22 protein-coding genes are annotated in these 23450 nt (G+C 68.2%); 9 read left to right on the forward strand and 13 right to left on the reverse strand.

Going from position 1 to position 23450, the window contains the following annotated elements; genetic code table 11:
* A partial coding sequence (locus tag NBV68_RS05990) for a glycoside hydrolase family 43 protein (protein ID WP_296308033.1) occupies positions 1–673 on the forward strand: 673 nt, incomplete at its 5' end.
* On the opposite strand, the gene NBV68_RS05995 is transcribed toward NBV68_RS05990, so the two are convergent.
* Together NBV68_RS05995 and dgoD are read right to left on the reverse strand one after the other, a co-directional pair.
* A complete protein-coding gene (locus NBV68_RS05995; protein ID WP_296308034.1) occupies positions 670–3333 on the reverse strand; it encodes a TonB-dependent receptor in 2664 nt (887 codons plus the stop codon). The two genes, NBV68_RS05990 and NBV68_RS05995, sit on opposite strands and share 4 nt — an antisense overlap.
* Before the next feature lie 130 nt (positions 3334–3463).
* Positions 3464–4600, reverse strand: a complete 1137-nt coding sequence (gene dgoD, locus NBV68_RS06000) for a galactonate dehydratase (protein WP_296308035.1) — start codon at positions 4598–4600, stop codon at positions 3464–3466.
* Between the two features lie 82 nt (positions 4601–4682).
* Between dgoD and NBV68_RS06005 the strand changes: the two genes are divergently transcribed.
* From NBV68_RS06005 to NBV68_RS06020, 4 genes are all read left to right on the forward strand, one after another.
* Positions 4683–5585 carry a 2-dehydro-3-deoxygalactonokinase gene (locus NBV68_RS06005; RefSeq protein WP_296308036.1) on the forward strand — a complete coding sequence of 301 codons (903 nt, stop codon included), beginning with the start codon at positions 4683–4685 and terminating at the stop codon, positions 5583–5585.
* The gene (locus NBV68_RS06010) at positions 5582–6247 is read left to right on the forward strand and encodes a 2-dehydro-3-deoxy-6-phosphogalactonate aldolase (RefSeq protein ID WP_296308038.1); all 666 of its coding nucleotides are present in this window, start codon (positions 5582–5584) and stop codon (positions 6245–6247) included. Before NBV68_RS06005 ends, NBV68_RS06010 begins: the two co-directional genes overlap by 4 nt.
* Entirely contained in the window at positions 6244–7164 is a 921-nt protein-coding gene (locus tag NBV68_RS06015) for a Gfo/Idh/MocA family oxidoreductase (protein WP_296308039.1), read from the forward strand. Before NBV68_RS06010 ends, NBV68_RS06015 begins: the two co-directional genes overlap by 4 nt.
* A gap of 69 nt (positions 7165–7233) precedes the next feature.
* On the forward strand, positions 7234–7947 hold the full coding sequence (locus NBV68_RS06020; RefSeq protein ID WP_296308040.1) for a FadR/GntR family transcriptional regulator: 714 nt from the start codon (positions 7234–7236) through the stop codon (positions 7945–7947).
* 22 nt (positions 7948–7969) lie between these two features.
* Here the strand turns inward: NBV68_RS06020 and NBV68_RS06025 are convergent, their stop codons facing one another.
* The 5 genes from NBV68_RS06025 to NBV68_RS06045 all read right to left on the reverse strand — a co-directional run bounded on the left by NBV68_RS06025 (position 7970) and on the right by NBV68_RS06045 (position 12973).
* Entirely contained in the window at positions 7970–9277 is a 1308-nt protein-coding gene (locus NBV68_RS06025) for an extracellular solute-binding protein (protein ID WP_296308041.1), read from the reverse strand.
* The gene (locus NBV68_RS06030) at positions 9274–10098 is read right to left on the reverse strand and encodes a carbohydrate ABC transporter permease (RefSeq protein ID WP_296308042.1); all 825 of its coding nucleotides are present in this window, start codon (positions 10096–10098) and stop codon (positions 9274–9276) included. Before NBV68_RS06030 ends, NBV68_RS06025 begins: the two co-directional genes overlap by 4 nt.
* Positions 10095–10973 carry a sugar ABC transporter permease gene (locus NBV68_RS06035; protein WP_296308043.1) on the reverse strand — a complete coding sequence of 293 codons (879 nt, stop codon included), beginning with the start codon at positions 10971–10973 and terminating at the stop codon, positions 10095–10097. Before NBV68_RS06035 ends, NBV68_RS06030 begins: the two co-directional genes overlap by 4 nt.
* On the reverse strand, positions 10970–12067 hold the full coding sequence (locus tag NBV68_RS06040) for an ABC transporter ATP-binding protein (protein ID WP_296308045.1): 1098 nt from the start codon (positions 12065–12067) through the stop codon (positions 10970–10972). The genes NBV68_RS06035 and NBV68_RS06040 overlap by 4 nt, the downstream gene beginning before the upstream one ends.
* Before the next feature lie 72 nt (positions 12068–12139).
* Positions 12140–12973, reverse strand: a complete 834-nt coding sequence (locus NBV68_RS06045; protein ID WP_296308046.1) for a phytanoyl-CoA dioxygenase family protein — start codon at positions 12971–12973, stop codon at positions 12140–12142.
* 82 nt (positions 12974–13055) lie between these two features.
* On the opposite strand from NBV68_RS06045, the gene NBV68_RS06050 reads away from it, so the two are divergent.
* A complete protein-coding gene (locus NBV68_RS06050; RefSeq protein ID WP_296308047.1) occupies positions 13056–14471 on the forward strand; it encodes a family 43 glycosylhydrolase in 1416 nt (471 codons plus the stop codon).
* A 13-nt stretch (positions 14472–14484) separates the two neighbouring features.
* Here the strand turns inward: NBV68_RS06050 and NBV68_RS06055 are convergent, their stop codons facing one another.
* From NBV68_RS06055 to NBV68_RS06080, 6 genes are all read right to left on the reverse strand, one after another.
* Entirely contained in the window at positions 14485–16476 is a 1992-nt protein-coding gene (locus NBV68_RS06055) for a lipoxygenase family protein (RefSeq protein WP_296308049.1), read from the reverse strand.
* A 67-nt stretch (positions 16477–16543) separates the two neighbouring features.
* Entirely contained in the window at positions 16544–17671 is a 1128-nt protein-coding gene (locus NBV68_RS06060; protein WP_296308050.1) for a serine hydrolase domain-containing protein, read from the reverse strand.
* Positions 17672–17689: 18 nt separating this feature from the next.
* Complete coding sequence (locus tag NBV68_RS06065; protein ID WP_296308051.1) at positions 17690–18070, reverse strand: hypothetical protein; 381 nt, start codon at positions 18068–18070, stop codon at positions 17690–17692.
* 39 nt (positions 18071–18109) lie between these two features.
* Entirely contained in the window at positions 18110–18919 is an 810-nt protein-coding gene (locus tag NBV68_RS06070; protein ID WP_296308053.1) for a sterol desaturase family protein, read from the reverse strand.
* Positions 18920–19011: 92 nt separating this feature from the next.
* Complete coding sequence (locus NBV68_RS06075; RefSeq protein ID WP_296308055.1) at positions 19012–20085, reverse strand: helix-turn-helix transcriptional regulator; 1074 nt, start codon at positions 20083–20085, stop codon at positions 19012–19014.
* A 5-nt stretch (positions 20086–20090) separates the two neighbouring features.
* Positions 20091–20771 (reverse strand): TetR/AcrR family transcriptional regulator, encoded by a 681-nt coding sequence (locus tag NBV68_RS06080; protein WP_296308056.1) that lies wholly within the window; start codon positions 20769–20771, stop codon positions 20091–20093.
* A 492-nt stretch (positions 20772–21263) separates the two neighbouring features.
* Between NBV68_RS06080 and NBV68_RS06085 the strand changes: the two genes are divergently transcribed.
* From NBV68_RS06085 to NBV68_RS06095, 3 genes are all read left to right on the forward strand, one after another.
* Positions 21264–21818 carry a cupin domain-containing protein gene (locus NBV68_RS06085; RefSeq protein WP_296308057.1) on the forward strand — a complete coding sequence of 185 codons (555 nt, stop codon included), beginning with the start codon at positions 21264–21266 and terminating at the stop codon, positions 21816–21818.
* On the forward strand, positions 21815–22522 hold the full coding sequence (locus NBV68_RS06090) for a DUF4386 family protein (RefSeq protein WP_296308058.1): 708 nt from the start codon (positions 21815–21817) through the stop codon (positions 22520–22522). Before NBV68_RS06085 ends, NBV68_RS06090 begins: the two co-directional genes overlap by 4 nt.
* A 103-nt stretch (positions 22523–22625) precedes the next feature.
* Entirely contained in the window at positions 22626–23429 is an 804-nt protein-coding gene (locus NBV68_RS06095; RefSeq protein WP_296308060.1) for a MipA/OmpV family protein, read from the forward strand.
* The last annotated feature ends 21 nt before the right edge of the window (positions 23430–23450 follow it).

Below are 23450 nucleotides of genomic sequence, written 5' to 3' on the forward strand. Positions count from 1 at the left end.
CGGCCGCCAATGCACCGGGGTTGCGGCCAGCACCGATCCGCTCGGCCCCTTCACCTCCGAGGCGCCGGAGCCGCTGATCTGCCAGCGCGATCTGGGCGGGACGATCGACGCCAGCCCCTTCCGCGACGCCGACGGCAGGCTCTATCTCTACTACAAGGCCGATGCGAATGCGGTCGGCAAGCCCACCAATATCTATGTCCAGCCGATGGCGCCGGACGGCATGGGGCTGACGGGCGAGGCGGTCACGCTCCTCGACAACGACCAGCCGTGGGAAGCGCATGTGATCGAAAGCCCGACGATGGTGCGGCGCGGGGAGGGTTATGTGCTGTTCTATTCCGCCAACCACTTCGGGTGGGAGCCGCACCAGCGCCTCTCGCCCTACGCCATGGGCTATGCGACCTGCGCAGGGCCGATGGGGCCGTGCACCGATGCGCCCGAGAATCCGATCCTCTACAGCTACACCGACCGCAAGGCGGGGTGCCTCAGCGGTCCCGGGCACCAGGCGGTGTTCGAGGCGGGCGGCCGGCAATACATCATGTTCCACGCCCATATCGCGCGCGGCGGCTGCCAGAACGCGAAGAAGGGCCGCGCCATGTATATCGCCCCGCTCGGCTGGGATGCGGAGGGCAGGCCGGTGATCGGCACCAGCCTGCGCCCCTCGCAAAAGCCCTAGCGGCCGAACCGGAACCTGAAGCCGAGCGACACTGTGCTCTCGTCATCGCGCAGGTAGCGGATGAACTCGGCCGGCGGCGCGCCATTGCGAGCCGAGGTGAAGTCCTGCCGGAACTGCTCGCGGGTGATGTTGGTCCAGTCGCCGAACACCGCGAAACGCTCGTTGATGTCGTAGGACAGCGACAGGTCGAGACGGCCTGCGGGCCGGGCGCGCTCGACGTAAACGTCGTCGCCCCGGAACTGCTGCGTCGCCCGGAAGCGCGAGCGGTCGTTATAGGCGAGGCGGCCGGTCAGGCCGTAGCGTTCGTAGATGCCGACGATGTTGGCGTTCCACTTCGACACGCCGTTGAGCTGGTCGGTGATCGGCTGATAGGTCAGCCCGCCCGCACCATCGGGCTGCTGGGTCTCGGCATCGATATAGGTCACGTTGACCTGCATCCCGAAGCCGCGCGCGAAATCGGGCAGGCTCTCGAAATCGGCGAAGACCTGCGCCTGCAATTCCGCCCCCGTGATCCGGCCCTTGCCGGTGTTGACCGGCCCGGTGATCTCGACGACGCCGAGGGTCGGGTCGTTCACGCGGAAGGTGTTGGGCTGGATGAACCCGTCGACCGCACGGTGGAAGCCGGTGAGCGAGACGAAGCCGGCCGGCGCGAAGTACCATTCGGCCGCGACGTCGAAGTTCCACGAGGTGAAGGGGTTGAGGAAGGGGTTGCCGCCGAAGCCGCGATAGGGGTTGCTGTCGGTACCCACGCCGCCCGGCGGCGGCGCGCCGAGCACCAGTGCGGGGTTCAAGTCGCCGAAGGTCGGCAGGGTGCGCGTCTTGGAGACCGCCGCGCGCAGCTGGATCTCGGGAGTTACACGCGCGCGGATGCTGGCATTGGGAAGCCACGAGGTGTCCGAACTGCCCTCGTCGATCGCGGGAATGCCGGTCGGCGCAGGGCCGGCGACGCGGGTCTTCACCCGCGTCACACGCAGGCCAAACGTGCCCTCGATATCGCCTGTGCCGAGGTTGACCTGACCATAGCCTGCAAGGTTCTTCTCCGACGCGGTGTAGAGCAGATTGCGCGCCACAGGATCGCCGTTCGGGAAGCCCGCGATCTGGCGCAGCTCCGCGAGATTCTCGCGGATGCTGTCATAAGTCGGCGCGGCCCAAGTGAAGGTTCCGCCGACATCGACGCCTTGGAACACGTCGTATTCGAGCGGCAGATCGGTCGCGTTGAGGCGGTTCACGGGACGGCTGAAGCGGTTGGCATATTCCCGCACCGCATCGCGGTCCGTGTAGCGCACGCCTGCCTGAATGCTGCGGATCACCGTGCCATCGACGAGATACTCAAGATCGCCGCGCAGCTGCCAGTCATCGCCCGCCGAGCGCTGGTTCTCCTCGAACAGCCCGTCGAAGAATTGCGCCGAAGGGTCCGAGAAGTCGATGTTGGTGATCTCGAAGGCCGGGGTCTCGGTGTCAAATTCGATCACCGGCGCGGCGGTCCAGCGGCGGTCGACGCTTTCGGTCGATCCGGTGAAGGTGCTGTCGGTGCGGGCGATGTCGAGCTTGACGTTGAGGCGGTCGAAGGTCGCCTTCACCCCGCCTGCGAACTGGTAGGTGTCGGTCTTGTTGTAGGTCGCTCCCTGGAAGGAGAACAGCGAGCCGGGCAGGCCGTTCACCGTCCCGCCGCTGACGATGTTGGTGCCCTCGCGGAATTGCAGGCTGTCGACCTGCGCCCCGTTGAACAGCTCGGCGGCGAGCAGGCGGTCGTCGATCTCGTTGCGGAAGCCCTGCCACAGGCCCTCGAGATAGAATTCGAGATCGGGGTTGGGCTTGTACTGGATCGCAGCGTTGACCGAGGGGCGCACGCGGTTGCCCGAACGGTAGAACAATCGCTGGATATCGGGGAAACGCGCCGCCGTGCCCGCGCCCGCATCGGGGATCAGCGCAGCGCCGCCGTCATCGCGGAAGGTCTGGAGGAAATCGGTGTTCGAGATTTCCGCGTCGAGATAGGTCATCTCGACCCGCGAGGCGTTGATCAGCACCCCGAACTCTCCCCCGTCGCCCACGTCCCAGCGCTTGGTAGCGAGGAAGTTGAAGTTGGGGGTGATCTCCTCGGCCTGCACGGTGTAGAGGCCCCACACCGAGCCTGCGATCTGCCCGTCAGCGAAATCGAGCGGCTGGCGCGAGCGGACATTGACGAGCCCGGCGAGGCCCGGCTCGATCAGGTCGGCAGCGGAGGTCTTGTAGACTTCGAGCGCAGCGACATTGGCGGCCGGAAAGTCCTGCAGCGCGACGATGCGCGTCTCGGCAGTGAAGATCTCGCGCCCGTTATAGGTGGTGGTGAAGTTCGGAAGGCCGCGCACCAGCACATTGGAGGCCTCGCCCCCTTGCCGGTAGACCTGCACCCCCGGGATGCGCGCGGCGATCTGCGCCGTGTTGAGGTCGGGGAGCTTGGCGATGTCCTCGGCAACCACGGCATCAATGATCTCGTCGGAATTGCGGCGGATGTTGCGGATCGATTCGAGCGACTGGCGCAGGCCCGAGACGATGATTTCGTCCGCCGGTTCAGCCGGGGCCTCGGCGGGCGGGGGTGTCTCCTGCGCATGGGCTGCGCCCGCCAGCAGAACAATTGCGGCGGCCGAAGCCGAGCACCGCATCAAAGTGATCGCACGCATTTCCATCTCCCCTTTTTTCATGTTCTCGCCGCTCGGATGGCGACGGTTCCATCACGCAGATTAGTCGACTGAACCCGTTCAGGCGTTATATATATTATAAATATGTTTTAATAGGCAAGCGCGGTTCCTCTCACCACTCGGCAAGCGTTCCGTCCTCGTGGCGCCACACGGGGTTGCGCCAGCGATGGGGGGTGGCGGCAGCGGCGCGGACGCGGGCTTCGTCGATGGTGATGCCGAGGCCGGGGCCGGGCGGAATGAGAAGGTGGCCATCCACGGGGGTCAGCACCGCCGGGTCGGTCATGAATTCGAGCAGATCGTGGCCCGCATTGTAATGGATGCCGAGCGACATCTCCTGAAGCACCACATTGGGTGCGCAGGCGGCGAGTTGCAGGCAGGCCCCCAGCGCCAGCGGCCCGAGGGGGCAATGCGGGGCGACCGCGACGTCATAGGCCTCGGCCATGGCGGCGATGCGGCGGCATTCGCTCAGGCCCCCGGCGTGGCTGAGATCGGGCTGGATCACGTCGACCGCACCGGCTTCCAGCAGCGGCTTGAAGTCCCAGCGCGAATAGAGCCGCTCGCCCATCGCGATGGGCGTCGAAGTCAGCGCGGCGATCTGCCCCAGCGCCTCGGCGTGTTCGGCGAGCACCGGCTCCTCGATGAACAGCAAGCCCAGCGCCTCAAGGGCGCGGGCGAGTTGCTTGGCCATCGGCCGGTGCAGCCGTCCGTGGAAATCGAGCGCGACCTCCATGCCCTCGGCCTGCGCCGCCTGAACCCTCGCGATAACCTCGCCGAAGCGGGGCGCGGCGAGCATTGCCATGTCGGCGGTGGCGTTCATCTTGACCGCGGTGAAGCCCTGCGCTCGGCGCGCGGCGGCGGCGGCGGCAATGTCGTCGGGACGGTCGCCGCCGATCCACGCATAGGCGCGCACCCGATCACGCACCCGCCCGCCGAGCATCTCGTGGGCGGGGAGGCCATAATGCCGCCCCTTCCAGTCCCACAACGCCTGATCGAGCCCGGCGATGGCCGACATCAGCACCGGCCCGCCGCGGTAGAAGCCGCCGCGGTAGCCCATCTGCCAGATGTCCTCGATCGCGCGCGGGTCGGCGCCGATCACCCGGTCGCGCAGGGCCTCGAAAGCGCCCACCACCGCCTCGCCATGCCCCTCGAGGCTCGCCTCGCCCCACCCGGCGCTGCCGTCATCGACCTCGACTCGCACGAACAGCCAGCGCGGCGGCACCAGGAAGGTCTCGATACGGGTAATCTTCATGGGCATGACTTCGCTGCTGGCATTTGATCGAGTCTTATTTATAAGATAAATAATTCGAGGCAAGCGGCAAGGGAGCAAGCGGTTGATCGGCAGTTTGATCGGCAAGGGGCCTTTCATTGCGGTGGACTGGGGCACCACCAACCGCCGCGCATGGCGCGTCGGCCCCGATGGCGTCGCCGAGGCGGAGTGCGAGGATGCGTGTGGCATCACGGCGCTGGCGCCGGGCGATTTCGCAGGTCAGGTCGCAATGCTGCGCGAGACGCTCGGCGACCTGCCGATGCTGCTTGGCGGCATGATCGGATCGAACCGCGGCTGGCGCGAGACGCCCTATGTCGCCTGTCCCGCCGACGCGCGCGCCATCGCCGAGGCGATCATGTGGATCGACCCGCAAACCGGTATCATCCCCGGCGTCGCGCAGGAGCGCCGCGATGCGCCCGACGTGATGCGCGGCGAGGAGGTGCAGATCATCGGAGCGCTCGCCAGCGGGCTGGTGCCCGAGAATGCCACGCTGTGCCTGCCCGGCACGCATGCCAAGTGGGTGCGGCTGTGCGGCGGGCGGATCGCGGGCTTTTCGACCTGGATGACGGGCGAGCTTTTCGCGCTGCTGGGCGAGCATTCGATCCTCGCCCCGCAGATGGAAGGCAAGGCGCGCGCCGGCGCGGGCTTTGCCGCGGGCGTGGTCGCTTCGGCCGAGTGCGATCCGCTCGGTCACCTTTTCGCGGTGCGCGCCGCGCACCTGCTCGCTGCGCCGATGATCGACGGGCCGGGCTATGTCAGCGGGCTGCTGATCGGCGCCGAGGTGCGCGCCGGCTTGCGGACAAGCGGGGGCGAGGTGCCGCATCTGATCGGGCGGCCAGATCTCAACAAGCTCTACGCCGCAGCCATCGCGCAGGTGCAGGGCAACCCGGCCGCGAGCCCTCCGGCGATGGACGGCAACGCCGCCTTCCGCGCAGGGTGCAGTGCGCTTCTGAGGGAATTCGCATGACCGACGCCCCCGATTCCGCCCCCACCGACACCTTCGCCCGCCACCTCGCCGCCCGCCCGCTGGTCGCGATCCTGCGCGGCCTGCCGCCGGAGGACGCCGTCGCGATAGGCGAGGCGCTGGTCGCGGAAGGGATCACGATCATCGAGGTGCCGCTCAATTCCCCCGACCCCTTGACCAGCATCGCCCGGCTGGCAGCGCGGCTGGGCGGGGCTGCATTGATCGGGGCGGGGACGGTGCTCGGCACGGGCGATGTTGCCCGCGTGGCCGATGCCGGCGGCGCGCTGATCGTCGCGCCAAACACCGACCGGCTCGTGATCCGCGCCGCCAAGGCTGCCGGGATGGCCGCTGCTCCCGGGTGCCTTACCCCCACGGAATGCTTCGCCGCGCTCGAGGCGGGGGCCGATGCGCTCAAGCTGTTCCCCGCCGAGATGGCGTCCCCCGCCGTGGTCAAGGCGCTGCGGGCGGTGCTGCCGCGCGACGTGCCGCTGCTCCCGGTCGGCGGGATCATCCCTGCCAGCATGGCGGCCTACCGCGCCGCGGGAGCGGACGGCTTCGGACTCGGCAGCGCGCTCTATGCCCCCGGCATGAGCGCGGCCGAGGTTGCGACGCGCGCCCGCGCCTTCACCGCCGCGCTGGCGGAGGAAGCGGAGCAGGGCGCATGACGATCCGTATTGCGATCATCGGCTACGGCAAGATCGCCCGCACCGAACACGCTCCCGCCATCGCCGCGCATCCCGGTTTCGAACTCGTCGCCGTGGTCAGCCCGAGCGGGGCGGCGGATGCGGGCGTGCCGGTGTTCACAAGCCTATCCGAGCTGCTCACGGCGATGCCGCGCGGGCTCGAGGCGGTGGCGATCTGCACCCCGCCGCGCGTGCGCCGCGCCATCGCCGCGCAGGCGATCGACAGGGGACTCGCGGTGCTGCTCGAAAAGCCGCCCGCCACGACCCTCGGCGAGCTTGAAGCGCTTGTCGCCATGGCGCGGGCTGCGGGGACCTGCCTGTTCGCCGCCTGGCACTCGCAATATGCCCCCGCCGTCGCCCCTGCCGCCGCGCTGCTGGCGGGCGAGCGGCTCGCGAGCCTCGCCATCGACTGGCGCGAGGACGTGAGGAAGTGGCACCCCGGGCAGGAATGGATCTGGGAGCCCGACGGCTTCGGCGTGTTCGACACCGGGGTCAACGCGCTCTCGATCGTCACCGCTATTCTAACCGAGCGGCTCGAGGTCGAGGAGGCCGAGCTGGTCATCCCCGCCGGTCGCCAGGCGCCGATCGCGGCAAGTTTGCACTTTGCAGGGCGCGATCGGACCGCGTGTTTCGACTGGCGCGAGCAGGGCGAGGAGGCATGGCGCATCCGCCTCACCACGCGCTCGGGCCGCACTCTGGCAATCGAGGGCGGCGGTGCGCGGCTGGTGGTGGACGGCAAGGAGCAGCCGCTCGGGGCCTTTGCGGAATATCCGGCGATCTATGCGCGCTTTGCCGAACTCGTGACGGCCGGGCGCATAGCAGTCGATAGCGAGCCGATGCGCCTGCTTGCGGACACGGCGCTGATCGCACGGCGGCTGACAGTTGCAGCCGATGCGTAAGCCTCTGGATTGCACGGCGGTCCGTTATCTGCGAACCTTGTCAAAAGACGAGAAAGGGGCTTCTCGCAAATGACCAAAATGGAAACCATCGGCTCTGGCCGGAACCTGACCTATGCGCTGCTCGAATCCGTCGGCAAGGCGATCGTGGTAGGGGCCTATGACGCCAGCCCCTTCCCGACCGAGGCCGACCTTGCCAAGCAGTATGCGGTCAGCCGCTCGGTGACCCGCGAGGCGGTCAAGATGCTGACCGCCAAGGGGCTTCTGGTCGCGCGCCCGCGCAAGGGCACCAGCGTGCAGCCGGCGCGGGCCTGGAACCTGTTCGATCCCGACGTCCTGCGCTGGATGCTCGAACGCAAGTTCTCGCTCGATCTGCTGCGCCAGTTCAACGAGCTGAGGATCGCGATCGAGCCGATGGCCGCGGTGCTCGCGGCCGAAACGGCCGACGCCGGAGGCCTCGCGGCGATCGAAGCGGGCTATCAGCGGATGGTCGCGGCCGAGGCGGGGGACGATGATCCGCTCGAAGCCGACATCGCCTTTCACATCGCGGTGCTCGAGGCCTCGGCGAACCCTTTCTACGCGCAGTTCCGCGATGTGGTGGCAACCGCGCTCAGAACCTCGATCCGCTTCACCAACCGCCTCAAGGGTCATACCGCGAGCCTGCCGCAGCACCGCGCGGTGCTGACCGCGATCGAGGCGCGCGACAGCGAGGCCGCGCGCGCGGCGATGCAGGGGCTGATCGAGGACGTGATGGCGCTGATCGCGGCGGCCGAGGGCAAGGGCTAGAGCCTCCAGATACGAGGGACGCTCACATCATCTGCGCATAGAGCCGGTTCACCCGCCGCTCGGCATCCTTCAGCGCCGTATCGACCGGTTTTGCCCCGGTGATCGCCGCCTCGAGCTCCTCGCCGATCAGGCCCTGCACGGCGCTCTGGCGCTCCACATAGCCCGGAAGCTGCTTCCCGGTGCGGGCGAGCGCGGCAATGTCGGCGCGGTGGGGGAGAGCGCGGAAAGCGGGGCTCTCGACCACTTGCGCGAAGGCGGGAAGCTGGCCGGTGCGCGACCAGTCGTAATTGTACTTCGCAAGGAAACCGAGGAAGCGCGCCATCGCCGCGCGCTCGGCGGGCGAGCGGCGGGCAGCGGGGACGATCCACGCATGTCCGTCAACGAAGGAGGCTTCCTCGCCCCACAGTCGCGGGAAGGGGGCGACGGCATAGTTCCCGTGGAGCGGCGAGTTGCTGCGTGCGGCCTCCGCATCATAGGGCCCGAGCATCCACGTCCCGACCGGGAAGATCCCGCCCTCGCCCTGGATGAAGGCGGCGGTGGCGGCGGGGAAATCCTGGTTGAGCGTGGTGAGGCCTTCGGCGTTGAGCTGCCGCAAGACGGTGACGATCGCCCGCGCTTGCGGAGTGTCGAGGCGGATGTGGCGCGCGTCGGGGAAGATCACCGCGTCCTGCGCGAGCAGGTAGGTGTAGAGCAGCGCCACGTGGAAATCGGGCGCGCTGACCTGCGCCTGGATGAGGTAGGGCTTGCTGGTGCGCTCCCGGAACTGGCGGGCATGGGCGAGTAGCTCCTCCGGCGAGTTCGGCAGCACCGGCTTGCCGCCGCGCATCAACCCCGCCTCGGCCATCAGCGCGGTGTTGATGTGCCACAGCCGCCCGATGGTATCCCACGGCATGGCGTAGAGCCTGCCCTCCTTCTCCACGCCTGCACGTGCCGCCGGGGTGAAGGCGGCAGGATCGATCCGTGCCGCGGCGAGCAGCGGCTCGACCGGCTCGATCAGCCCGGCGCCTGCATAGTCTGAGATCACCGACTGGTGCATCGTCACCAGATCGGGCGGGTCTCCGGCGGCGATCTGCGCGGCAAGCTGCGGGTAGCCCGGCCACGCCACGACATTGACCTTGACGCGGATGTCCGGGTTCTCGGCCTCGAAACGGTTGATGAGCGTGGTGAGGATCCCGCATTCCGTATCGGCGGCGGCGACATCGGTGCTTTCGCCATAGGCCGCCCCGCACTCGCCGAAGAACCGCTGGACGACGATCTCCGGGCGGTCGTCGGCAGGCGCGCAGCCCGCCAGCAGGCCTGCGAAGCCGAAGGCGAGCGCTCTGCCGATCATCGCACCGCCGTCCCGGCCATGGCGCGCACGATCTGCTTCTGGAACGCGATGTAGACGACGAGGATCGGGATCGAGGCGAACACCGCCTGCGCCATCAGGAAGCCGAGGCCGCTGGTCTGCGCATAGTTCATCTGCGCCGAGGCGAGGCCGACGGTGAGGGTGAAGCGGTCGCTGGTGGTCGCCGAAATCAGCGGCCACCAGTAATCGTTCCATGCGGCCAGGAAGGTGAACACGCCCAGCGTCGCCTGCGCCGGGAAAGTGAGCGGCAGCAGCACCTTCCAGAACAGCGTGAAGCGGCTCGCCCCGTCGAGCAACGCGGCTTCATCAAGCTCCTTGGGGATCGCGCGGAAATACTGGGTCATGAAGAACACCCCGAAACTGCCGGTGAGGCTCGGCAGGATCAGGCCGGGGTAGGAATTGTGGAGGCCCAGCATCGCGAACAGCTGGTGGCGCGGCAGGATCACCGCTTGCTCCGGCACCGCGAGGCCCAGCAGCACGATCACGAACAGCGTGCGGCGGAAGGGAAATTCGAGCCGCGCGAAGCCGTATCCGGCAAGGCTCGACAGCACCAGCACGCCGACCGTCGCCCCGGTCGCGACGATCAGGCTGTTCGCCAGCCATTGCAGCGTCAGCGAACCCTTGAGGATCGCCGCGTAATTCTCGAGGGTGTAGGGGCCGGAGAAGGCCGCGCCGCTATCGGCCATCAGCGCCGCGTTGCTCTTGAACGAGAGCAGCAGCGTCCACACCATCGGGGCGAGCATGACCCCCGCACCAAGCAGCAACGCCATGACAACGAGCGGGTGAAGACGTGCTCCTTTCACGCGCGCGGCTCCTCATGGCGGGTGACGAGCCAGTATTGCAGCAGCGTCAGGGCGATGATCATGCCGAACAACAGCTCGGCGATGGCGGTGGCGTAGCCCAGCTCCCAGCGCCCGAAACTGACTTCGAAGATGTAGAGCACGATGGTCCGCGATGCGCCGCCCGGCCCGCCGCCGGTGAGCAGCTGCGCCTGCCCGAACAGCTGCAATTGCGCCGCGGTCTGGAGCATGACGACCAGCAGCAGCGTGCGGCGGATCGCGGGCAGGGTGATGCGCCGCAGCACCGTCCAGCGCCCCGCGCCGTCGAGGGCCGCGGCCTCGTAGATGTCGCCCGGCACCTGCTGGAGCCCGGCGAGGATCAGCATCACCGGAAAGCCCAGCGACCACCACAAGGTGGTGACCGCGATCGCGGGGATCACGAGGTCGGGATCGGAGAGGAAGGGGATCGGCGCGCGGCCCGCCGCCTCCAGCCCTTCGGCGATCAGGCCTGCGTCGGGGGTGAGGATGAAGCGCCAGATCAGCGTGACGATGGTGACCGACAACACCAGCGATGAGAAGAACACCCCGCGCAGCACCGCCGCGAACTTGCCCGGGCGGTTGAGCGCCAGCGCCAGCAGCAGGGCGATGACCGTCAGCGGCGGCACGATCAGCACCGCCAGCAGCACCGTGTTACCGAACGCCTGATGCAGCACCGGATCGCCCAGCGCTTGCGCGTAATTGTCGAGCCCGATCCACTCGCGCCGGCCGAACAGGTCGGCACGGTGGAGGCTGATGACGATGCCCATCACCAGCGGCACGATCAGAACGGCGGCATAGACCAGGAGGAACGGCCCGACGAAGGCGTATCCCGCCAGCCGATCCCGCAAGGCCGCGGTCACGCGCGGGGTTCCGGGTGGTGGGCCGCGCCGCTCGCGGTGAAGACATGCGCGCACGGCGCGTCGATGGCGAGCGTCACCGCGTCGCCCGGCCGCACCGTGCCGAAGCCCGGTTCGAGCGCGATGATCTCCGCCCCGCCTTCGAGCTTGGCATAGAGGAACGTCCGGTCGCCCAGCCGCTCGACCAGTTCGACCTGCGCCGCCAGCCCGGCTTCGCCTGGCGCGGCGAGGCGCACATGTTCGGGCCGCAGCCCGACCTCGACCTCGGTTCCCGCGACCAGCTCGCCTGCCGGAACGGCGGTGGCGAGCACCGTCCCCTCGGCCAGCCGCACGCACACCCGCCCGGCTTCCTCCCCGGCAATGGTCGCAGGCAGCATCGCCATCGGCGGCGAGCCGACGAAGCGGGCGACAAAGGCATTGGCGGGCCGCGCATAGACCTCGGCCGGGGTGCCGACCTGCTGGATGCAGCAATCATCGAGGATGACGATCCGGTCGGCGAGCGTCATCGCCTCGGCCTGGTCGTGGGTCACCATGATCAGCGCGGCATCGACGCGGGTCCGCAGCTGCGCCAGCTCGACGCGCGTCCGGCCGCGCAGCGCGGCATCGAGGTTGGAGAGCGGCTCGTCGAGCAGGAACAGGCGCGGCTGCTTGATGATCGCCCGCCCGATCGCGACCCGTTGGCGCTGCCCGCCCGACATCTGCCCCGGCTTCTTGTCGAGCTGCTCGGCGATCTCGAGAATATCCGCTGCCTGCGCGATCCGCCGGGTGATCTCGTCGCGCGCCACACCTGCATTGCGCAGTCCGAAGGCCATGTTCTCGCGGACGGTCATGTGGGGGTAGAGCGCATAGTGCTGGAACACCATCGCGATCCCGCGCGCGCCGGGGGAGCGGGTGTCGATCCGCTCGCCATCGAGCCACACCTCGCCCGAATCGGCCGTCTCCAGCCCGGCGATGATCCGCAGCAAGGTCGACTTGCCGCTGCCCGAGGGGCCGAGGAAGGCGATGAATTCGCGCGGTAGCACGCTCAGCGACACGCGCTCCAGCACCGGCGTTGCGCCATAGGACTTGGAAACGTCGATCAGTTCCAGACCGGACAAGGGCAATCCTCTTTTATAGTATTTATCATACACTGAGGCAAAAGCAGTGGCAGGTCAACGCTCGGGCAAGGATCAATAGGCGGGGGTCAGCAGGCCATCGATAACATGGTTCTGCACCACCGGCGTGAGCGCGTCGACGACGCGCGCGGGCAGATGATCGCGCACCACCGGCGGCAGGCTGTCGATGTAGGCTGCGGTCGCCTGAAGATCGTGATGCGCGCCGTTGGTGGCATCGGGCGCATCGACCCCGATCACCAGCACCGGTCGCGGCTCGGCAGAGCGGTTGGCGGTGCCGCGATGCACCGTCAGTGCCGAGCGCGCGGAGATGTCGCCGCGCCTGGGCAGCTTCTTCACCGCCCGCGCCGCGTAGCGGGGCCACAGGTCGGCCGGGGGGAACATGCCCTTGGGACAACCATCGAAAACGTCCCACTGGGTCCCGGGCGCGATCTCGAAGGGGCCGTGTTCGGGCCGCGTGTCGATGGTGGTCATGTTGAAGGCGAGCGAATTCAGCCGCCGGCCTGCCGTGGTCGCCTCCGGCACGGCGAAATCGCGATGCCAGGGCTGGTCGGCCGCGCTAGGGAAGGGGATGTCGAAGCCGACCTCGATGATCCGGTAATCGCGGCCCAGCACCGCCTCGCACACCGCCACGAACCACGGGTGGGAGACGATCGCGGGAAAGGCGCTGAGCCGCTCGGGCTGGGTCTCGACATACCAGCGCTCGGGCCCGCGCGCCAGCGCACCGCCCGGCACGGTGCGCGCCTCGGCGAACAGCGCCATGATCTCGGCGTGGAGCGTGTCGGCCAGCGCGGCCGGAAAGGCGCCCGGGTGGGCGATGATCCCCTCGCCATAGAGCCCGCCCATGATTTCCCCCGCTTCATAGGCGGATCCGGCGAAAGCACTTGCCATTGTCACCTCGTAATTTATCTTACAAATAAGATTTAGCAGCCGAGTCAGCGCTTGGCGAGAGCCGTTTCACGAGGGAATGCCGATGCACGATACCACCGCCGCCGACCGGCTGCTGCCCGCCTTCGAGGTCGAGCCGCAGGCCGAGGGCATCGCCACGCGCTTTACCGTGACGCTGGGGGACAAGACCCACAGCTATCGCATCCCCACCGGCCAGCATAATCACTACGCGGTGTTCTTCAGCGAGCTCGCCCGCGATTTCGGCACGCGTTCGCCGGCCGGGCACAAGCCCGTGCCGATCGACGGCCCCGAGCCCGACTGGCGCCCGCTGATTCTCGACAATTTGAGCCCCCGCACCACCGCGGGCTACGGCGATCCGGCCGTGCTCAAGACCGAGGAGGGCTACTGGCTGGTCGCCACCTCCAACGATGCGCCCGACGCCTTCCCGATCCTGCACTCGCACGATCTCGAAAGCTGGAGCCACCAGGGCTTCGTCTTCCCCGAAGGCGAGGCGCCCGAATGGACCGCGCATGGCCGCTCTATCGGCGATTACTGGGCGCCCGAGATGGCCAAGTGCGGGGACGAATACTGGCTCGTCTACACCGCCCGCCAGCGCTCCAACGCGCTTGCCATCGGGCTTGCCAAGGCGCCGCACCCGACAGGGCCGTGGACCGATCTCGGCCATCCGCTGGTGGCGGGCTTCGCGATCAACACCACCAATTTCCCCGACGATCCGACCCAGCCGATGCTGAGCGGCGGGGTGATCGACAGCCACATCTTCATCGACGCGAACGGCGAACGCTACCTGTTCTGGAAGCGCGACACCAACGGCGTCTGGCCGCGCCCGCTGGCCGGGCTGCTGCGCCGCCGCCCCGATCTCGTCGATCGCCTTTTCAGCGAGGAGGCCGACCGCCGCACCGCGCGCTTTGCCGCCGCGGTGCAGCCCTGGGCCAATGGCCGCCGCCCAATGGAGCGCTTCTTCCTGATGCAGCCGATGATCGAGGCGGTGCTCGACAACTGGGAGCAGGTGAAGGGGGTGCTCTGCGAGGTCGAGGAGGCCGCCTTCATCGTCGATGCGATGAGCACGCCGATCCATGCGCAGCGCCTCGATGAAGACGGCAACCTGATCGGCACCGACACGATCGTGCTGACCAATGATCAGGAGTGGGAGGGCCACCTCATCGAAGGTCCGTGGGTGACGCTGCAGGAAGGGCGCTACTGGATGTTCTATGCGGGCAACGATTTCGGCACGCCCGCATATGGCATCGGCGTCGCGGTCGCCGACCATCCGCTCGGGCCCTATGTCAAGCAGGATGGGCCGCTGCTGAAATCGGTCAAGACCTGGTGGGCCCCGGGCCACGCCTCGGTCGCGCCGGGGCTCGACGGGCAGCCCCAGCTGTTCTTCCACGCCTTCTTCCCCGGCACCGGCGGCTACAACTGCTTCCGCGCGCTGCTGACGACCAAGCTGGAGTTCTCGAAGGAGAAGGTCACGCTCTCCTGAGCGGCGCCCCGGCTCAGATGTTGATGCTGGTCGGAATCAGGCTCGGCTGGAGGTAGGGGTAAGGGCGCAGGCGCTCCGCGTTGCGCGCGGCGATGCGTGCGTCGATGCTGGCGAGGCTCGCCTGGAACTGCGGCAGCGGGCCTTCGAGCGCGGTAACCCGCGGATCGGCGAACCACGGCGCATAGGGCCAGTTGGTGCTGCGATAGTCGCCGAGCGGACGGTAGTGCAGCGAGCCGAGCAGCTCGAGCACGTTCAACTGCTCCAGCGCCAGCGCCATCGGCGGCATCATCGCCAGCCAATCGGGCTTGGTCGGTCCGCCTTGGGCGGCAGGAGCGCTCTGCCAGCCTGCACCGGTGACAGCGGGGGCGAAGGCCATGATGTCCTTCTGCGGGAAGTTAACCGCCGCGTGCTGTGCGCTAGCGGTGAAAATGATCATGGTGCAGGCATCGACCAGCGCCGCGACGCTGCCGATCGGCCCGAAGCCCTTGACCTTCGCCTCGCCCGAAACGCAATCCGCCCAGGCGGCCAGCTCGGTATCGGCCAGCACATCGGCATCGCTGGCGTAATAGAGCCCGATATAGCCGCGCACCCAGCCGTGGATCGCCTCCCACACTAGCAGCCCGTCGTCGCGATAGGGAAAATCCGCCAGGGCCGAGCCCGGCCCGACCCCGCGCGCGGCGAGATCGTGGGGGAGCATCTTGGCGGTGAAATCGAAATCGAGCCGCGCGGCGACCGCGAGCTCCTGCGTCGAGCGGATCGTGCCCGCAAAGATATGGTCGATCGGGCCATCGGGCGCGATCAGCGAGGTCGCGGCGGCCTCGTTGATGAACAGCGTGCCCTCGAAATGCGGCACAAGCAGCGCCCACACCGGATGGACGGTCGCAAGGTGGCGGTGGGTGGCCATGGCCACGCCCTCGATCACCAGATGCGTGCGTCCGAGGTGGGCGACGAGCTCGTGATAATTGCCGTCGGCGACTTGCACCACCAGCTTGGCCATCTCCCAGCCCCACAGATCGGCTTGGGCCACCGAGGGCGTGAAGATCGGCCATTCCTCGGGATCCTGCCCGCACTGGATGGCGACGGGCACGAGGCTCGCGCCCCCCGGCGGTACGGCGAACAGCGCCAGCGGCTGCCAGGCATATTTGGCGAGCCCGCCCCAGCTGCCATCCTGTAGCGTCGCGAGCACGGCATAGTCGATCATGAACAGCCGTCCCTCGGCCAGCGCATCGGCGAGCGTGTCGCCGTTCACCACGGCGGCATATTGCGCTGGAGTGAGCGGGAAGTTCGCAGGCAGAGCGGCGCACACGGCCGCGATCAGCATCGCGTTGGGCCCCTGCACCCGCAGCGCCGCGAACTCGCCGTCGTCCTCGAAATTCCATGCGATTCCCGGCAGCGGCAGCGTGTCGAACAGCGCGCGGTAGGCATCGAGGCTGGCGGGCACGCTGCTGCCGAGGTCGTGTGCGTCATCGACCTTCATCAGCTCCTCGAGCCGCGCCTTGTGCGCCTTGAGGGTGGCGATGCGGGTATCGTATTCGGCCCGCGCCACCGCCGCCTCGAGATCGTGGACGAGATGGCCGAGAAAGCTCTCATGCGCCGGGACAGGCGCGGCCGCCGGGGCGACCAGTGCTGCAGTGGAGGCCTCGATCGCGTCGCACTCCGCCTGCAGGGCCTCGAACTTCGCGCGCGGGGAATCGAGTTCGCCGCGGTCGACACCGCCCAGCTTCACCGCCAGTGCATTGCGCACGATCTTGAGGCTGACGCCGATCAGCAGCCCCCACCACTGCAGCGTCGGCAGGTTGTCGAGCGGCACGGACTTCGCCAGCGGCACGCCGGGGAGGGTCGGCACGGTGTCGTCCCAGACGTAAACCTCTTGGCTCGCTGCCAATTGCGCGGCGCGCGCGGCCTTCTGTGCCGGGCTGTCGTCCTGCGGCAGACTTGGCGCGGCGGGCGGCACCGGCGCGCACAGGGTTTCGGCTTTCGGGACGACAGGCGACCGAAAACTCATGAAGACGCTCCTCGGCAACAGGCCGCAGAGCGTAGCGCGGCAGCGGTTAACACTCCGTCAGCCGTAATCAGGGCCTGCCGAGCGCCGCAGCAATCAGCGGTTGCAAATCCTGCTCGAGAGCGATCGAGCGCTGCGCCGGGTCGAACCCCTGATCTAGCCGCTCTTCGGTGATGACGATCGCCCAGTAGCCCCGCCCGAAATCGATCCACGGGGTGAAGCCGAAGGCGCCTGCCGAGGAGATCACCGGGGCAGCCTCGCAGGCGGCGACATAGGCGGGGCCGTCGCACTCCTTCCAGAACCCGAAGCCATAATGCCAATTCAGGTTGCTCCCGCTGATCGCGGGCGGCACGGTCGCGACCGGGCGGGCGGCCACGCGGTCCGCGAGAAACCCGGCGCGGTCGGCAAAGATGTCGCCGCGCAGGATCGCGGTCAGCACCCGGGCATAATCCTCTCCGGTCGAACGCATCCCGCCCGAATAGGACGGGTTGTCGCCCGCCCCCTGGGTGTAACGGGTCTCCGCACTCACGCCGAGCGGGCCGAGCAGCCGCGCGCGCATGATCGCATCGATGCTCTGCCCCTCCAGCCGGGTCATCGCCAGCGCGGCGATCTGCATGTGTTCGTTGCCATAGTTGAACGACTGGTCGGGCGGCGTGTCGGGCCCGCCAGCGTGGATCTGCTGGACGCAGGCGCGCAAGGTGAAGGCGGGATCGCCGACGCAGCCCGCCTGTTCGGCGGTGCCGTTGAAGCCCGAGGTGAAGCCGAACAATTGCTCGAAGGTGACCGCACTGCGCGGATCGCCGGGCGTCTGGCTCCAGAAATCGATCAGCCCGCTGACCGGTGCGTTGGCGGCGAGCCTGCGGTCCTCGACCATCAGCCAGGCGGTCGCCCCCAGCAGCAGCTTGCTGGCCGAGGCGATGAACACCGGCCGCGTGGTGGTCATGCTGCCGCGCTCGTAGCGCAGCAGGGTGCCGGTCCGGTCGCCGACCATCACCGCCACATCCCCGCCCGCGAACTGGTCGACCCGGCTGCGCACCGCGCTGAAATCGGGCGCGGCGACGGGAGGCGGGCTCGGCGTTGGCGAGGGCGCGGGCGACGGGGTCACGGCAGCGGGAGGCGGCGACGCGCTGTCCCCGCCGCCGCAGCCGCCGAGCGCCGCAAACAGAATCATCGCAAGACAGTTGAACCCGATCCTCACCCGCGCACTCCCTTGCACTCAGTCACCTATACGGGTGTAGCTGACCGTTTGACACAAGATCAGCAGACAAACGCGCATGCTGACTTTTCCCTTCGCGACGAGTGTCACCGTCGCGGGCAGTTTGCGGCTGCCGTCGAGATAGGTGCCGCGCCAGCGGTTCTTGCCGTCGGGCTTGAGGTCGCGCAGCACCACCGCGCGCTTGCGCCCGACGCTGCCGTCGGGATTGCGGTCATAACCGGTTGCACACAGCTGGTCGGCCGCCGCGCCGCAGGGCGCGATGCGGGCAGCCCCGGGGCCGCCGTTCTCGGTCCACATGCCGAGCAGACCCGAGGCCTGCGCCGGCTGGAGCGGAACGGTGCCGAGCAACGCGGCGAGGGGGTAAAGGCACAGCTTCTTCATCGGATAATTCCTTCGTTTCGGTGAGATTGCAGAGAGGGTTCAGACGGCGACGGATGCCGGCGGGGTGGCGGGCAGCGCTGGCCGCCCCACAGCCGCAGCGAAGTGGCGGTGGTATTCGGGGTGCTCGGTGCCCATCCAGCGGTCCCACCAGGTGAAATAGAGCCCGAAATTCCAGCCCACCGTGCCGTGGTGGAGATCATGGTGCGTGGTGGTGGTCATCCAGTCGAACAGCGGACGACCATCGCGGCGCGCGGGGCTGGCCTCGATCCCGCAATGCAGCAGCGTGTTGCGCACGATCTGGTGCATCACGAACAGGTCGACCACCACCCAGTCGGTCGGCACGATCAGCACCCACAGCGGCACGAAGGCCCCCATCAGCGCCGCCTCGGCGAGGTCGAAGCTGTAGGCGGTGAAGGGCGAGGGGTTCTTGCTGAGGTGGTGGCGGCGATGCACCCAGGCGAACAGGCCCTTGCGATGCGCCAGACGGTGCGCCCAGTAGAAATAGGCGTCATGAGCGAGGATCATCAGGATCAGGCTCGCCCAGAACCAGCCCGTACCCCAGCTTTCCGCGATGTCGTCGCCCTCCCACCAGCCGAGGTGATGGGCGATGCTGGGCAGCAGCGAGATGGTGGCAAACACCATGATCGAGCGCAGCGAATAGAGGAACTCGCGGCGCAATTGCCTGGCCGGGGGGCGGTTGGTGCGGATCTGGCGGCGGGCGAGCGGGCGCTTCAATGCGACCCACAAGAGCCACCACATGCCGGTGGCAAACACCGCGTAGCGGATGACATCGCCCAAGGTGAGCAGCACCCAGTGCGGCCCGAGCGATTGCAGGAATTCTTGAGACATCGAGACAGGCTCCGTGTTGAATGGAGCCTTGGTGTGTCAGCCGCCGCGCGGGTTGGCGCGCCGATGCCGGAAAACCCTCGCCGCTTTCGAATTCAGGCAGGAATCTCCGAAATCGGCGCAGCGGCGACGAGCGCGTGCTTGCGATATTCACTGGGGCTTACCCCTGTGGCCTCGCGGAACGCCCGGTTGAAGGGGCCGAGCGAGCCGAAGCCCAGATCGAAGGCGATGCTGGCAACCGTGCGGCGCGCCTGGGCCGGGTCTTCGAGGATCGCGCGGGCGGCGGCGATCCGGCGGTGGTTGATGAAGGCGGTGAAATTGCGATAGCCGAGCTGGTCGTTGATCAGGCGCCGCAGCCGGTGTTCGGGCAGGCCGACCGCTTCGGCAACATCGCCGATCGCGAGGCCCTCGCGCTGCCACAGCGCGCCCTCGTCCATCACCGCGTCGAGCCGGGCGCGCCAGTGCAACTCCTCTGCGGAGAGCGCGGGGTCGGCTTGCGCCCCTGCGCCCGGCGGCAGCGCCGCGCCGAACAGCGAGCCGCGCGCGGTCAGCAGGAACCCGACCCCGCCAAGGCCGAGCACGGCCTGGATCACGGCATTGGCCGCCTCGAACCAGTCGGCTGAAACGCCCATGGTCTGCGCGATCTGGGCGATGCTCAGCAGCAGCGAATAGCCAGCGATCAGCAGCAGGAAGGGCACCCGCAGATTGCGCCGCGCCTCGACCAGATCATGGCGGCCCGACCGGATGATGATCGCCATGGCATGCACCGCCAGCACCAGCCCGATGAGGTTGTGCGCGGTCCACAGGCCTGCCGTGAGCGGGGCCGGACCGAACTGTGCGATCAGCCCGATCAGCACCAGCGCAATCGCCGGGGCGAAGCTGGCGAGGCGCAGGCGGTGATCTTCGAACAGTGTCAGCGTGAACAGCCACAGGTAGCCGGTCCCGCCGATCTGGATCAGCCACAGCGCCCACAAAAAATCGCCGAGGCCTCGCTGCACCGGCTCCGAGCCGGCCAGCGTGAAGGCGCTGTTGGCGAGAATGAACAGCAGCGTCGCCAGCTTGAGCGAGCCGTGCGGCGCGCTGCGCGCCAGCGTGATGCCGAGCGCCGCCTGCGAGCCCACCGCAACCCCGCGCAGCAAGAGGTCGAAGGTCTGGAAACCGTCCAGCATGCAAGTCAGCCCGCCGTCGGTGTGCCGGAGCCGTCATAGGCGGCAAGGATCAGACGGCGGATGGCGCTGCGCAGACGTTCCCAGTCCGCAGGCTCGGCCAGCGGCATTCCGGCAAAGCCGCCGATGGTGCCGCTCGACAGCACCATTTGCTGCACCGCCGCGATCATCACCGCGTTGATCGCGGGCGCGTCCACCCCCGGCGGCGCGGTGAAATCGCCTTTGACCTGCGCGAACCAGGCCATCAGCGCGCGGCTGCGGGCGTCGGCGAACGCGCGGGTGAGAGCGTTGGCCTCGGACAGTTCCCAGGCAATGATCCGCTGCATCACCGGATGGCTGCGCAGCACGTGGAGCTGCGCGTCGATCAGCGCGGCGACCAGCGCGCCGTAGCTGTCCACCTCGGGCGCAGGCAGGGCGGCGAGCGCTGCCTCGGTCTCGCGCGCGATCTGGGTGCCGAGCGCTTCGGCAAGCCCGTCGAGCCCGCCATAATAGCGATAGATCAATTGCTTATCGCACCCGGCTGCGCGGGCGATACCGTTGACGCCCCAGCCGCCAAAGCCCTTCTCGACCAGCACCGAGCGTGCGGCATTGAGAATGCCTTCTTCGGTGCGCGAGCGGTCACGGGTGCGATCTTCGGCTTCGGCAGCAGGCTTGGCGGGGCTCTTTGCAGAGGGCTTGGAATTGGGCATGGCGGCTGTGTAGCACTCCGGCGTCGTCGAGGGCCAGAGAAATATCACCGACCGGTGACAATTGCCCTGCGTGGCTTCGGCTTACCCCAACACCGGCTGCGCAGACAGGCGCATTGTCCGCCGATTCCGGAAGATCCTGACCGATTCCGAAAGCGGCGGGAATTTTTCGTGATCGGCGCGCCAGCCCGCAATGTGGCTGCCAGACCTTGGGCTTCGCATCCCGAGGAGCCTGTCCAGATGTCTGAAGCTTGTCCCGCGCTCGCAGAGGGGCGCATTGCCACCTCGTGCGCCGCACCACTGTCGGCCGGGTGCGCCTTGCATCGCTTGCGCGCCGCGCCGGTGCAAAATTTCATCGCGTCCTCGCAGAGGCTTACCGGCTCCTTCCCAAATTTATCACCGACCGGTGACAAATTCCCTTGCGCATGTCACTGACCGGTGATACTTGCCGTGTCACCACATGGAGACATCGAGTCTCCAGCCGGAGAAACTGCCATGACCCTGACCCGCGAAATCCATAATCCCGTGACCGGCGATCATATCGCCTTCCTCGCCTCGCCGCTCTCGGACGAGGGCGACATGCTGCGCTTCCGCTGCACCCTGCCGCCGCATGGCGCGGGCGCGCCGCTCCATGTGCACGACGCCATGACCGAGACTTTCTCGGTCGAGGCAGGCGTGCTCGAAGTGGCGCTGGCCGATGGCGAAACCCGCCTGCTCGGCCCCGGCGAGAGCATTGCCATCACCCCCGGCATGCAGCACGGCTTCCGCAACCCGGGCGATGCGCCGGTGACCTTCGTCACCACCGCCGACCCGGGCGAGGGGCTGGAGACCTTCCTGCGCGGCATGTATGCGCTCGCTGCCGCGGGCGAGACCGATGCGGCCGGCATGCCGCGCGATCCGCGGGTGCTGGGCGAACTGCTCCACAGCGGCAATCTGGTGATGCCGGGCATCCCCCGCCCGATCCAGCGCGCGGCACTCGCACTGCTGCGCTGGGCCGCATGGCTGACCGGCGCCGACCGCCGCCTCGCTCGCATGGCGCGCGCGTCATGAGCGGGCCCCAGACGTTAGGGCGCCCCTGGCTGGGTATCGCCACCATCGTCCTCGCGGTATCGTTCAACATCCCTTACGCGGTGCTCGCGACGATCTTCGATTACCCCGCGATCCTGCGCCAACCCGCCACCGAGGTGCTCACGCGCTTTGCCGCGGACGGCACCACGCTGTTGCTGACGTGGTATGCCTTCGCGCTTGCAGCCCTCGCGCTGGTGCCGCTGGCGAGCGCGCTGGCGATCACCCCCTCTCGCCTCGCCGCGCGGCCCGCGCTCGCCATTGGCGCGGCACTGGCCGGTGTCTTGGCGGGGATCACCCAGGCAATCGGTCTGGTGCGCTGGGTGTTCGTCATGCCCGACCTTGCCCGCGCTGCCACCGGCGACGATCCCGCCGCAGCCTCGGCCGCGGTCCACACCTTCACCCTCATCAACGCCTATGGCGGGGTCGCGGTGGGCGAGCATCTCGGCCAGTTGCTGACCGCGCTGTTCGCCGGGCTGCTTGCCGCACTCCAGCTGGGCGAGGGCCACCGTGCCACCGCCGGCTTCGGCTTCGGCACGGCGGCGCTGCTCACCTTCGGCACCGGCGAGGGACTGATGCTCGCCGCCGGCGCGGATGGCAGCCTGTTTGCGATCGGCACCATCGCCGGCTTCCTCGCGCTCACCGTATGGCTGATCGCCACCGGCACGCTGCTGCTGCGCCGCGCCTGACGCCCGCCTTTTCACGACCCACAGTTTCACCCGCTCCCGCGCGGCCGCGACGGCCCGCGCCGGTCCTCTCCTCACGCCGTCGCGCCATCCAAGGACAACGACAATGCACTACAATCTGATCCGCTCGATCCTCATGGGCACCCTGTTCCTCACCCCCGGCATCGCGCTGGCCCAGGACGCATCCGACGAGAGCGACGAGTTCTCCGGTTACACCACCCTCGGCATCGCCGCGCTGCCCGATTACGAGGGCGCCGACGACCACCGCATTCTGCCGCTGGTCGACGGCAAGGTCTTCTGGGACGAGCGCTACATCGCCGTCGAGGGCCCCGCGATCCGCGCCAATATCCTCAACAGCGAGACTTTCGAGTTCGGCCCCGTCGCCTCCTTCACCTTTGGCCGTGACGACGAGATCAAGGACCAAGCGGTCGCCCGCCTCGGCGAGATCGACGATGCCTACGAAGTCGGCCTGTTCGGCGCGGTGAACTTCGATCTTGGGGGCAATGACGCATTGCGGATCGGCGTTCAGGGCGTGCAGGACGTGAGCGACGTGCATGACGGCTTCGTCATCACCGCCAGCGCCACCTACACCGCACCGGTCGGCAAGCGCCTGACGCTGATGTTCGATCTGGGGGCGAGCTATGCCAGCGACGATTATGCCGAGACCTATTTCTCGGTCACCCCGGCCGGCGCCCTCGCCAGCGGGCTTGCCACCTTCGATGCCGAAGGCGGGCTCAAGGATGTCGGTGCGCAACTCACCGCCACCTACCTCGTCGGCGACAACTGGGGGATCGCGGCCAATGCCGGATACCGCCGCCTGCTCGGCGACTTCGCCGACAGCCCGGTGGTCTCGGTCGGCGGCAATCCCGACCAGCTGAGCGGCGGCCTCGGCGTGTTCTTCACCTTCTGATCTTCTCTCAAGCGAAAGGAC

It is taken from the genome of Erythrobacter sp., assembly GCF_023653175.1.
Classification (GTDB): domain Bacteria; phylum Pseudomonadota; class Alphaproteobacteria; order Sphingomonadales; family Sphingomonadaceae; genus Erythrobacter.

Coding starts and splice junctions, on each gene's coding strand:
- NBV68_RS06075 (WP_296308055.1), bottom strand. CDS start 20,085: ATGCTGGACGGTTTCCAGACCTTCGACCTCTTGCTGCGCGGGGTTGCG.
- NBV68_RS06020 (WP_296308040.1), top strand. CDS start 7,234: ATGACCAAAATGGAAACCATCGGCTCTGGCCGGAACCTGACCTATGCG.
- NBV68_RS06045 (WP_296308046.1), bottom strand. CDS start 12,973: ATGGCAAGTGCTTTCGCCGGATCCGCCTATGAAGCGGGGGAAATCATG.
- NBV68_RS06065 (WP_296308051.1), bottom strand. CDS start 18,070: ATGAAGAAGCTGTGCCTTTACCCCCTCGCCGCGTTGCTCGGCACCGTT.
- NBV68_RS06095 (WP_296308060.1), top strand. CDS start 22,626: ATGCACTACAATCTGATCCGCTCGATCCTCATGGGCACCCTGTTCCTC.
- dgoD (WP_296308035.1), bottom strand. CDS start 4,600: ATGAAGATTACCCGTATCGAGACCTTCCTGGTGCCGCCGCGCTGGCTG.
- NBV68_RS05995 (WP_296308034.1), bottom strand. CDS start 3,333: ATGCGTGCGATCACTTTGATGCGGTGCTCGGCTTCGGCCGCCGCAATT.
- NBV68_RS06070 (WP_296308053.1), bottom strand. CDS start 18,919: ATGTCTCAAGAATTCCTGCAATCGCTCGGGCCGCACTGGGTGCTGCTC.
- NBV68_RS06085 (WP_296308057.1), top strand. CDS start 21,264: ATGACCCTGACCCGCGAAATCCATAATCCCGTGACCGGCGATCATATC.
- NBV68_RS06080 (WP_296308056.1), bottom strand. CDS start 20,771: ATGCCCAATTCCAAGCCCTCTGCAAAGAGCCCCGCCAAGCCTGCTGCC.
- NBV68_RS06090 (WP_296308058.1), top strand. CDS start 21,815: ATGAGCGGGCCCCAGACGTTAGGGCGCCCCTGGCTGGGTATCGCCACC.
- NBV68_RS06010 (WP_296308038.1), top strand. CDS start 5,582: ATGACCGACGCCCCCGATTCCGCCCCCACCGACACCTTCGCCCGCCAC.
- NBV68_RS06050 (WP_296308047.1), top strand. CDS start 13,056: ATGCACGATACCACCGCCGCCGACCGGCTGCTGCCCGCCTTCGAGGTC.
- NBV68_RS06055 (WP_296308049.1), bottom strand. CDS start 16,476: ATGAGTTTTCGGTCGCCTGTCGTCCCGAAAGCCGAAACCCTGTGCGCG.
- NBV68_RS06015 (WP_296308039.1), top strand. CDS start 6,244: ATGACGATCCGTATTGCGATCATCGGCTACGGCAAGATCGCCCGCACC.
- NBV68_RS06025 (WP_296308041.1), bottom strand. CDS start 9,277: ATGATCGGCAGAGCGCTCGCCTTCGGCTTCGCAGGCCTGCTGGCGGGC.